The organism is Microbacterium galbinum (assembly GCF_023091225.1).
GTDB lineage: Bacteria > Actinomycetota > Actinomycetes > Actinomycetales > Microbacteriaceae > Microbacterium > Microbacterium galbinum.
Genome location: NZ_JAHWXM010000001.1, coordinates 2,928,224 through 2,938,290, shown reverse-complemented (window position 1 = coordinate 2,938,290; position 10,067 = coordinate 2,928,224). Strand labels below are relative to the sequence as shown.

Annotated in this window: 7 protein-coding genes; 3 read left to right on the top strand and 4 right to left on the bottom strand. The window is 71.6% G+C overall.

Annotation, left to right across the window (positions count from 1 at the left end; translation table 11 throughout):
* Window positions 1-377 precede the first annotated feature (377 nt).
* Together KZC52_RS14065 and KZC52_RS14060 are read right to left on the bottom strand one after the other, a co-directional pair.
* Window positions 378-2,111 (bottom strand): ABC transporter ATP-binding protein, encoded by a 1,734-nt coding sequence (locus KZC52_RS14065; protein ID WP_247624670.1) that lies wholly within the window; start codon window positions 2,109-2,111, stop codon window positions 378-380.
* Window positions 2,108-3,808, bottom strand: a complete 1,701-nt coding sequence (locus KZC52_RS14060; protein WP_247624669.1) for an ABC transporter transmembrane domain-containing protein — start codon at window positions 3,806-3,808, stop codon at window positions 2,108-2,110. Before KZC52_RS14060 ends, KZC52_RS14065 begins: the two co-directional genes overlap by 4 nt.
* A gap of 231 nt (window positions 3,809-4,039) precedes the next feature.
* Here KZC52_RS14060 and KZC52_RS14055 point away from each other — a divergent pair, with 231 nt between their 5' ends.
* Window positions 4,040-5,095 (top strand): alpha/beta hydrolase, encoded by a 1,056-nt coding sequence (locus tag KZC52_RS14055; protein WP_247624668.1) that lies wholly within the window; start codon window positions 4,040-4,042, stop codon window positions 5,093-5,095.
* Between the two features lie 9 nt (window positions 5,096-5,104).
* Here KZC52_RS14055 and KZC52_RS14050 read toward each other — a convergent pair whose 3' ends face one another.
* Together KZC52_RS14050 and KZC52_RS14045 are read right to left on the bottom strand one after the other, a co-directional pair.
* Entirely contained in the window at window positions 5,105-6,478 is a 1,374-nt protein-coding gene (locus KZC52_RS14050; RefSeq protein WP_247624667.1) for a pyridoxal phosphate-dependent decarboxylase family protein, read from the bottom strand.
* 10 nt (window positions 6,479-6,488) lie between these two features.
* The gene (locus KZC52_RS14045) at window positions 6,489-7,193 is read right to left on the bottom strand and encodes a TetR/AcrR family transcriptional regulator (RefSeq protein ID WP_247624666.1); all 705 of its coding nucleotides are present in this window, start codon (window positions 7,191-7,193) and stop codon (window positions 6,489-6,491) included.
* Window positions 7,194-7,257: 64 nt separating this feature from the next.
* Between KZC52_RS14045 and KZC52_RS14040 the strand changes: the two genes are divergently transcribed.
* Together KZC52_RS14040 and KZC52_RS14035 are read left to right on the top strand one after the other, a co-directional pair.
* Entirely contained in the window at window positions 7,258-8,316 is a 1,059-nt protein-coding gene (locus KZC52_RS14040; protein ID WP_247624665.1) for an agmatine deiminase family protein, read from the top strand.
* On the top strand, window positions 8,313-10,046 hold the full coding sequence (locus KZC52_RS14035) for an amidase (RefSeq protein ID WP_247624664.1): 1,734 nt from the start codon (window positions 8,313-8,315) through the stop codon (window positions 10,044-10,046). Before KZC52_RS14040 ends, KZC52_RS14035 begins: the two co-directional genes overlap by 4 nt.
* The last annotated feature ends 21 nt before the right edge of the window (window positions 10,047-10,067 follow it).

The following is a 10,067-nucleotide window of genomic DNA, read 5'->3' as shown; positions in this document are numbered from 1 at the left end:
ATCCAGCCGAAGCTGAATCGAGGTTATTTGGCATTTGACAAGTGCACGCTGTTGAGTTCTCAAGGATCGGATGCTCCCACGACCCAGTCATCACAACCAGGCCCGAAGGGCAACTTCTCTATCTTACTGATCTCGTTCCTGTTGTCAAATCGCGTTTCGGCGACTCGCTCATCGGAATGAAGCAGTTCCTTCATCCAGAACACTCAGAAGAGTTGATGTGGATTCGGGGGGGTGGTTCTCCGCTTGAGGGGGGTGAGGCTCTCGGCCTTTCCGCTTCCCTGTGGGGCGAACAGGTAATAACTTACGTGGATTCCGGGGGTCGGGCAAATCCGGCCCGTCCGCCGGGCGTGTCGCCCCGATTTTCCGCGGAACGGCGGTCACCAGGCGGTCCACGCCGCCCAGAGCCGCGCATAGGGTCCCGGCGTCTCGACGAGGTCGGCGTGCGTTCCCGACTGCACGATCCGCCCGTCCTCCATCACCAGGATGCGGTCGGCCGTCACCGCCTGGGTGAGCCGGTGCGCGATCACGATCCCCGTGCGCGCACCGATCGCCCGGGCCGCCGCGTCGTCGAGGATCTCGGCGTCCGCCGACCCCGCCTCCGCCGTCGCCTCATCGAGGATCACGACCGAGGCATCCGACAGCGCCACCCGCACCAGCGCCAGGTGCTGCGCCTGCCCCGGGGTGAGCGGATGCCCCGACTCCCCCACCGGAGTGTCGAGCCCCTCGGGCAGGCGGTGGACCCAGTGCGCGTCCAGCGCGTCGATGACCGCGAGCATCCGCTCCTCGTCGGCATCCGCGAACAGCCCCAGGTCATCACGCACCGTGCCCGCGAACACATGGGGCTCCTGGCTCAGCATGATCACGGCATCCTGCAGGTCGTGCGGGTGCCACTCCCCGATCGCGCGGCCATCGTGGCGGACGTCTCCCCCGCCCACGGGGAGCGCACCCGCGAGCACGCGGGCGAGCGTCGTCTTGCCCGCACCGCTCGCCCCGACCACCGCGATCCTCTCGCCCGCCGATGCGCGCAGTGAGACACCGGCGAGGTCGTCACGATCGGGACGATGTCCGAAGCGCAGCCCCTCGACGTCGATCGCGCCGCGACGGGCGGGCCTCTCCTGCGTACGCGGCGCGGGAGAGGGGAGGCCGATCACTCCGAACAGGCGCGCGAGGCTGGCGCCGGCATCCTGCAGGTCGTCGATCCGGTAGAGCAGGCTGCTCATCGGCCCGAAGAGCCCGAGGAAGTAGAGCGCGGCGGCGGTCGCGGCGCCCAGCTCGACCAGACCGCCCGCGACGAGGAAGTACCCCGTCACCAGAACGGCCGCGAGCCCCAGGAACTCGGCCCCGTTGAGGAAGACGTTGAAGTCGTTGCGCACCCGCGTCGCGCGCACCTCGAGCCCGATCGCCTGCTCGCTGGCCTCGGCGATCCCGGCCAGGTGCCTCTCCTCGGTGCGCAGCGCGACGACGGTGTCGACCCCGCGCACCGCCTCGAGCGTGCGCTGCCCCCGCTCGGCCACCACCGTGCGATGCGCGCGATAGATCGGAGCGGACCGGCGCAGGAACCAGCGCAGTGCGAAGAACTGCACCGGGGCGGCGCACAGGGCCGCCAGTGCGAAGCGCGCGTCGAGCGCCCCCATGCCGATCAGGCTCAGCACGATCCCGAAGACCGCGGTCAGGAAGGCGGGCAACGCGCCCTCGACGACCTCGCCCACCGCACGCACGTCGCCCGAGAGACGCGCCACCAGGTCACCGGTCCCCGCCGCCTCGATCCGCGACGTCGGTTGGGCGAGAGCCGTGCGGAACGCCGACTCGCGCACCTCCCGGATCGTGCCCTGCCCCAGCCGGGCCAGCAGCACGCGCCCCACCCACGTGAGCACGGCCGCCGACACCACGGATGCCGCGAGCACCAGTCCGAAGGGCAGCAGCCCTGTGCCGCCCGCCACGATGTCGTCGACCATGAGCCCGATCACCCACGGGGCGACGAGCGCTGCCCCGACGCCGGCGAACAGGGTCACGAGCGCGAGCAGCACGAGCCCCCGTCGATGCCCGAGCGCCGTGAGGAGTCCGCGCGCGGTGTCGCGGCGGCTCGCGACCGGCAGCTTCTCGTCGCTCATACGTCGTCCCTCTGATCGGGGTCGTCCCGCCTCCGGTCGCGGTCGTCGCGCAGATCGGGGTCGTCCCTCAGATCGTGCACGCGCGCGCACGCCGCGAGCAGCGAGGCGCGGTCGGTGAGCAGCAGAATCGTGCGCCCGTCACGGGCGAGACCCTCGGCGACCTGCGCCTCGGTGATGGGATCGATCGCGGTGGTCGGCTCGTGCAGCACGAGCAGGGGTTGCGGTTGGTGCAGGGCCCTGGCGAGAAGAAGGCGCTGACGCTGACCGCCCGAGAGCCGCAGACCGCGCTCGCCCACGCGCTCGTCGAGACCGTCGGGCAGCCGGCGCAGCACCTCGTCGAACGCGGATGCCTCGAGGTGCGCGGCGTCGATCGGATCGGCGATGTTCGCGGCCGCCGTGCCGCTGAACACCGCGGCGTCGTGCGGCGGGGCGAACACCCGGGATCGGAGACCCTCGGCATCGAGGCGGGCGGCATCCGTTCCGGTCAGCAGCAGCTCGCCGACCTCGGGCTCGCGCTGTCCGCCGAACAGACGCGCGAGATCGGCGATCCGCGCGGGGTCTGCACGAATCCCCGTGAGCTCGCCCGCGCGGATCTCGATCGGCCGCCCGTCGACATCGAGGCGCGCGACCACTCCGCCCGCGACCACTCCACCTGCGGCCACTCCACCTGCAGCCGCGGCGACGGTATCCGTCACCGGCATCCGCTCGACGGCATCCGCTCCCGCGTCGGCGGCATCCGCTCCCGCCTCGACGGCATCCATTCCCGCTTCGGCGGTGAACTCGGCGATGCGCGTCGCCGACCCGTGCTTGCTCGCGATCTGCGCCGGCAGATAGCCGAGCGCCTGCAGAGGTCCGCGGATCGTCTGCGCGAGCCCCATCGCCGTGACGAATCCGCCGACCGTGATCGCGCCCTCCAGCGCGAGCCAGCCGCCGAGCATCGCGATGCCGGTGAAGGCGAGACCGCTCACCAGCAGGTTCAGTGCGGTGAGCCCGGCCGTCGCCTTCTCGGCGCGATAGGCGGCCTCGGCCGCGACCGCGCTCTCGGCGACGTAGCGTTCGGCCGCTCGGGGCGCTCCGCCCAGGGCGCCGAGCACGCGCAGGCCGGTCGCGAAGTCGGTGCTCACCGCGTCGAGCCGCGCGGCCTGCTTCTGCGCCGCGTATCCGCGACGGCGCAGGCCCCCGCTCATGGCGTGCACGACGAACGCCTGCACGAGCGTGCCGATCACGACGGCGATCGCGAGCGGCCAGGCGATGACGAGCAGCGTGATGCACGCGACGAGCACCGCCGTCGCCGCGGCCGCCTGCTCGGCGATCACCCAGAAGAACCCGGCCGTCTGCCCGGCATCCGACGAGGAGATCGTCAGCACCTCGCCGGCCGGACGGCGCACGCGACGGCGCAGCGCGAGCCCGAGCACCCCCTGCCGCAGCGCGTGCTCGCCGCGCGCGTAGACGACGGTGGCGGAGCGATCACCCACCTGCCACGCGCAGATCAGTACCGCGAACACGGCGACGAGGAACGCCAGCGCCCACCCGAGCGCGACCGGGTCGTGCGGAGCGATGGCGCTGTCGATCACGACGCCCACCGCGACGGGCACCATGACCTCGGCGAGTTGATGCCCGCAGAAACCCGCGATCGACAGCGCCGCGCGCAGCCGACGCCCACGCCCCCACACTCCCTCGCGGAACGCCCGTCCCACGGTCGTCGGAGTAGGATTCGGCGCGAGGTTCGGCGCAGGGCGGGGCATCGGGACTCCAGGAATCGGGGGCCCTCTTCACGCTAGCGAGGGCGGGTGTCGCCCAGCGGACAAGTGCTGTCGACCACCGGACCGGTTCGCGGGGCCGGGGATTCCCGCCTCGGTCACGGCGTCGATCCGGGCGTGCGTCGCCGCGCGGAGTACTGCCACACTGGTGCGCGGAGAGGGAGTCCCATGAGCGCGCACGACCACGAACCAGAACCGGCACGACCCGCGAAGTCGCGTCGTCCGTGGCGGCGGACGAAGATCGCCGTCGCCTGCGTCGTCGGGGTGGCCGCGGTCGTGGCGATCGTCGGCTCGCTCACCCCGTGGCCGTCGGCCATGATCATCCGCGCCGTGTTCACCAAGGGCGGTGACGAGACAGCGGCGGAGATGGAGAAGCACGTGCCCGACGTCGAGCTCACCGAGCAGCTCGACGTCGCCTACGGGGACCGGGGTGCCGACACGACCCTGGACGTCTTCTCCCCGGCATCCGCCACCGGCCCGCTGCCCACGGTCGTCTGGATCCACGGCGGCGCCTGGATCTCGGGCGCGAAGGAGAACGTCGATCCGTACCTGCGCATCCTCGCCGCCGAGGGCTACACGACGATCGGCGTGAACTACACGATCGGCCCCGAGGGCGTGTACCCGCTCGCGGTGAACCAGCTCAACGAGGCGCTCGCCTACATCGACGAGCATGCCGCCGAGCTGGGCGTCGATCCCACGCGGATCGTGCTCGCCGGGGACTCCGCCGGTGCCCAGCTCGCCAGCCAGATGGCCACGCTCATCACGAGCCCCGACTACGCCGAGATCATGGACATCACTCCGTCGATCGAGGCCTCGCAACTGGTCGCGACCGTGCTCAACTGCGGCGTCTACGATCTGTCGGCGCTCGCGCAGCTCGACGGGATCGCCGGCTGGGGCTTCAAGTCGGCGATGTGGGCGTACTCCGGCACAAAGACCTGGGCCGAGGACTCGACGGGCGCGACGATGTCGACCGTGGACTGGGTGACCGCGGACTTCCCCGCGACCTACATCTCGGGCGGCAACGGTGACGGCCTCACCTGGCTGCAGTCGATCCCGATGGCGAAGCGCCTCGACGAGGTGGGGGTCGAGGTCACGACGCTCTTCTGGCCGGCACCGCACGAACCGGCGCTCCCCCACGAGTACCAGTTCCACCTCGACCTGCCGGATGCCCGGACCGCCCTGCAGAAGACCATCGACTTCCTGGACGCGCACACGAGTAGATGAGGCGCGCTGTCAGGCCATGGTGTCGAGGATGCCGACGAGGTCTTCGAAGGTCGTGAGCGGGTTGAGGATCGCGAAGCGCGTGTTCGGGCGGCCCTTGTGCGAGCTCGGAACGACGAAGGCGCGCTGCGAGTCGAGCAGGGCGGCCGACCAGCGGTCGTAGTCGGCGCGTTCCCACCCGTCACGCTCGAACACGACGACCGACAGCTGCGGATCGCGCACGAGCCGGAGCCCGGGGCGTGCCGCGATCTCGTCGGCGATGCGGCGGGTGAGCGCCATCGTCGCCCCGACCGCGTCGCGATAGGACGTGACGCCGTACGTCGCGAGCGAGAACCAGAGCGGCAGGCCGCGGGGGCGCCGCGTGAGCTGGATCGAGTAGTCGGACGGGCTGAAGTCGTCGCCGTCGGTGAGCGTATCGAGGTACTCGGCGTGCTGGGTGTGCGCGCGGCGTCCCGCCTCGGGATCGCGGTAGATCAGGGCGCAGCAGTCGAACGGCGCGAACAGCCACTTGTGCGGATCGACGATCACCGAGTCCGCGCGCTCCACCCCGGCGAAGATGTGCCGCGCCTCGGGCGACAGCATCGCGGTGAGTCCGTACGCGCCGTCGATGTGCAGCCAGAACTCGAATTCGTCCTTCAGAGCAGCGATGCCGGCGATGTCGTCGACGATGCCGAAGTTCGTCGATCCCCCGGTCGCGACGACCGCGCAGATCTCGTCACCGTGTTCGGCGAGGGCGTCGCGCACGGCATCCGCGCGGAGAACGCCGTCGTCGCCCGCCGGCACGAGCAGCACGTCGGCATCCATCACCCGCGCGGCCGATTTGTTCGAGGAGTGGGCCTCGACGCTGCAGACGATCTTCCAACGCGACGGGAGCTGCTTGCCCGCATCGAGGAGCCGCGCCTTGGCGGCCTCGCGCGCGGCGACCAGCGCCGACAGGTTGCCGATCGTGCCGCCCTGCACGAAGACCCCACCCGCGGTGTCGGGAAGCCCGAACTCCTTCGCCAGGAACGAGAGCACCTCGTTCTCGGCGTGCACGGCGCCCGCTCCCTCGAGCCAACTGCCGCCGTAGAGACCGGATGCCGACACCACCAGGTCGAACGCGATCGCCGCCATGGTCGGCGCGGTGGGGATGAACGACAGGTACAGCGGATGACTCGTGGTCAGGCACGCCGGCGCGAGGATGTGCTCGAACACGCTGAGCGCCCGGTTGGCCCCCAGTCCCGCGTCGGTGATCGTGGCCCCGACGAGCCGGTTGAGCTCGGCCTCGCTCTGCGGCTTGTCGAGCGGCACGTCGGCCGCCAGCATCCGCCGTCGGGAGTAGTCGAGCACCGCGTCGACGATGGCCGTCGACTCGGCCGAGGCGGCGTGCATGCGCACAGCATCCATGGGGCGTTCCTTACTTCGCGGAGGAGGGAGCGGACGCCGGGGCGTCGAGCGGTGTCGGGGTGAGCGTGTTCGGTGTGAGCGGGTTCGGGGTGAGGGGATTCGGTGCATCGTCGCGCGGATCGAGCACGACGGCGAGCGTGCGCCGGGCGAGGGCGGCGCGATCGTGCGGCGCCCACTTCACCAACGAGTGCGCGTTCATGCCGTCGATCATCGCGAGCAGCAGCCAGGCGGCGGTCTCGGTGCGGGTCGCCGAGATCTCGCCCGAGGCGACGGCACGGGAGAGATGCGCCTCGAGGGCGCTCTGCCAGAGGTCCATCTCGGAGCGCACGCGCGCGGCGAGCGCCTCGTTGCGCGCCCCCAGTGCCCATGCCTGCACCCACACGAGGGTCACGTCGTCGCGACGGCCGTCGAGGAGCGTCTCGGTCATGTGCAGCAGGTTGTCGCGCACGGTCGCGCCGGGGTCGAACGACGCCATCACCTCGTCGCGCTCGGCCGCCACGATCTCGCCGAAGACATCGGCGAGGAAGGCGTCCATGCCCGGGCGGTAGTGCGCGACGAGAGCCGGGGTGACACCCACGCGGGCGGCGACGGCACGCAGGGTGAGAGCCTCCAGCCCGCTCTCGCGGGCGAGCCCGACGGCCCCCTCGAGGATCGAGCGGTCGCGCTCTTCGGGAGGGAGGCGCCGGGGGCCGGAGACTCTTGACGTCGTGTTCATCACGGGTTACCGTAGCACCTGTTGATCGCATGTTCAATAACCACTCCACCGCGAGGAGACACCGATGGCCTGGCGCATGCCCGCAGAGACCGCACGCCACGATCGCACCTGGATGGCCTTCCCCGTCGAGGGCCAGACGCTCGGCGAGAGCGCGGCCGAACGCGACGAGGGGTATGCGACGTGGACGGCGGTGGCGCACGCGGTCGCCGAGTTCGAGCCGGTCACGATGCTGGTCGATCCGCGCGAGCTCGCGCGGGCGAGACGGATGCTGGGAGCGGGTGTCGAGATCGTGGAGGCACCGGTCGACGAGTTCTGGATGCGCGACTCCGGGCCGACCTTCGTGATCGACGACGACCGCCCCGAGGCGCTCGGCGCGGTCGACTGGATCTTCAACGGCTGGGGCGACCCGGAGTGGGCCGACTGGGCGGCGGCCGCGCAGCACGCCCGCATCATCGCACGCGGCGTCGACGCCGAGCTCGTGAGCTCGACCCTCGTGAACGAGGGCGGCGGGATCCACGTCGACGGCCAGGGCACCGTGCTGCTCACCGAGACCGTGCAGCTCGACCCGCGCCGCAATCCCTACGCCGACCGGCAGCGCGTCGAGGCCGAGATGCTGCGCACGATCGGGGCGACCAAGGCGGTCTGGCTGCCGCGCGGCCTCACTCGCGACTACGACGACTTCGGCACCAACGGGCATGTCGACATCGTGGCGACGATCGTCTCGCCCGGGCGCCTGCTGCTGCACGCGCAGAACGATCCCGCGCACCCCGACCACGCGGTGACGCGCGAGCTGCGGGCGCACCTCGCCGAGCAGACGGATGCCGCCGGCCGCAGCTTCGAGGTGATCGATCTCCCCGCGCCCTCCACGCTGCGCGATGACGAGGGCTTCGTGGACTGGAGCTACGTCAACCATCTCGTGACGAACGACGGCGTGGTCGCCTGCGGGTTCGGAGACGAACGGGCGGACGCCGTGGCGCGCGAGATCCTCGCCGAGGCTTATCCCGGCCGACGCGTCGTGACCGTCGATGCACGACCGCTGTTCGACCGCGGGGGCGGCATCCACTGCATCACGCAGCAGCAGCCGGCGCTCGGGCAGTCCTCACCCACGGGCGCACTCGCATGATCGATGTCGTCGAGGCGTCGATCGCCGACCTGCGGCGCGCCCTCGACGCGGGAGCGGCGACGGCGGTCGACCTCGTCGACGCCTATCTCGCCCGTATCGACGCCTATGACGGCCCGGGCACGCCCACCGCACTGAACGCGGTCGTCGTGCGCAACCCGGAGGCCCGTGCCGAGGCGGCGGCATCCGACGAGCGTCGGGCGCGCGGCGAGACCCTCGGCCCGCTCGACGGCATCCCCTACACGGCCAAGGACAGCTACCTCGTGCGCGGGCTCACCGCCGCCGCCGGCAGTCCGGCCTTCGCGCGGCTCGTCGCCCAGCGCGACGCGTTCACCATCGAGCGGCTGCGGGCCGGCGGGGCCATCTGCCTCGGACTCACCAACATGCCGCCGATGGCGAACGGCGGCATGCAGCGCGGGGTCTACGGACGCGCCGAGAGTCCGTACAGCGCGCAATGGCTCACCGCGCCCTTCGCCTCCGGATCGTCGAACGGCTCGGGCACCGCGACCGCCGCGAGCTTCGCCGCCTTCGGTCTGGCCGAGGAGACCTGGTCGAGCGGTCGAGGCCCGGCGACGAACAACGCCCTCTGCGCGTACACGCCCTCGCGCGGCGTGATCTCGGTGCGCGGCAACTGGCCCCTCGTGCCCACCATGGACGTCGTCGTGCCGCACGCTCGCACGATGGCCGATCTGCTCGAGGTGCTCGACGTCATCGTCGCCGACGACGCCGAGACGCGCGGAGACTTCTGGCGCACGCAGCCGTGGGTGCCGATCCCGGCCGCCTCCGCGGTGCGTCCCGCCTCCTATCCGGCGCTCGCCGCGACCGGCACGCCCCCTTCCGTCCGCGCGAGCACCCTCGCCGGCATCCGGATCGGCATCCCCCGCATGTACATCGACGCCGATCCCGAGGCGGGCACCGCCGCACACCCCGGGATCGGCGGGCCGACCGGTCGACGCATCGACACCCGCCCCTCGGTCCTCACTCGCTGGGCGGCAGCGCGCCGCGACCTCGAGGCGGCGGGGGCGACCGTGGTCGAGGTCGACTTCCCCGTGGTGTCGAACTACGAGGGCGACCGCCCCGGCGCCCCGACGATCGCGACGCGCGGGCTCGTCTCGCCCGCCTACCTGCACCGCGAGATCGTCGATCTCTCGGCGTGGGCGTGGGAGGACTTCGTGCGGGCCAACGGCGACCCCGCCCTCGACTCACTGACCGGCATCGACGGATCCACGATCTTCCCGCACCCGCACGGCGCGCTGCCCGACCGCTACACCGGCTTCGACGACGACATCGCCGAGTACCCCGACTGGGTGCGGGCGCATCCCGACACCGGCCCCGACGACATGCCCGAACTGCCCGAGGGTCTCCGCGGGCTGGAGGAGACCCGGCGCCGCGATCTCGAGCAGTGGATGGACGGCCTCGGCCTCGACGCCGTCGTCTTTCCCGCCGTCGGCGACCTCGGCCCCGCCGACATGGACATCGATCCGGCATCCGCCGACCTCGGCTGGCGCAACGGCACCTGGATCGCGAACGGCAACCTCGCCATCCGTCACCTCGGCATCCCGACCGTCACGGTGCCGATGGGGCTCCTCGACGACATCGGTATGCCGATCGGACTCACCTTCGCCGGCCGCGCCTACGACGACGCGCGCCTGCTGCGGCTCGCGGCGGCGTTCGAGGCATCCGGATCACCCGGCGAGCGCCGCACGCCCCCGCCCCGCACGCCCGCACTCTGAACGGCGGGCCACCGCAGGAGC

What these genes read in the sequence shown, in the direction of transcription:
- KZC52_RS14065 (WP_247624670.1), bottom strand. Translation starts at nt 2,111, where the DNA reads ATGAGCGACGAGAAGCTGCCGGTCGCGAGCCGCCGCGACACCGCGCGC.
- KZC52_RS14055 (WP_247624668.1), top strand. Translation starts at nt 4,040, where the DNA reads ATGAGCGCGCACGACCACGAACCAGAACCGGCACGACCCGCGAAGTCG.
- KZC52_RS14050 (WP_247624667.1), bottom strand. Translation starts at nt 6,478, where the DNA reads ATGGATGCTGTGCGCATGCACGCCGCCTCGGCCGAGTCGACGGCCATC.
- KZC52_RS14045 (WP_247624666.1), bottom strand. Translation starts at nt 7,193, where the DNA reads ATGAACACGACGTCAAGAGTCTCCGGCCCCCGGCGCCTCCCTCCCGAA.
- KZC52_RS14040 (WP_247624665.1), top strand. Translation starts at nt 7,258, where the DNA reads ATGGCCTGGCGCATGCCCGCAGAGACCGCACGCCACGATCGCACCTGG.
- KZC52_RS14035 (WP_247624664.1), top strand. Translation starts at nt 8,313, where the DNA reads ATGATCGATGTCGTCGAGGCGTCGATCGCCGACCTGCGGCGCGCCCTC.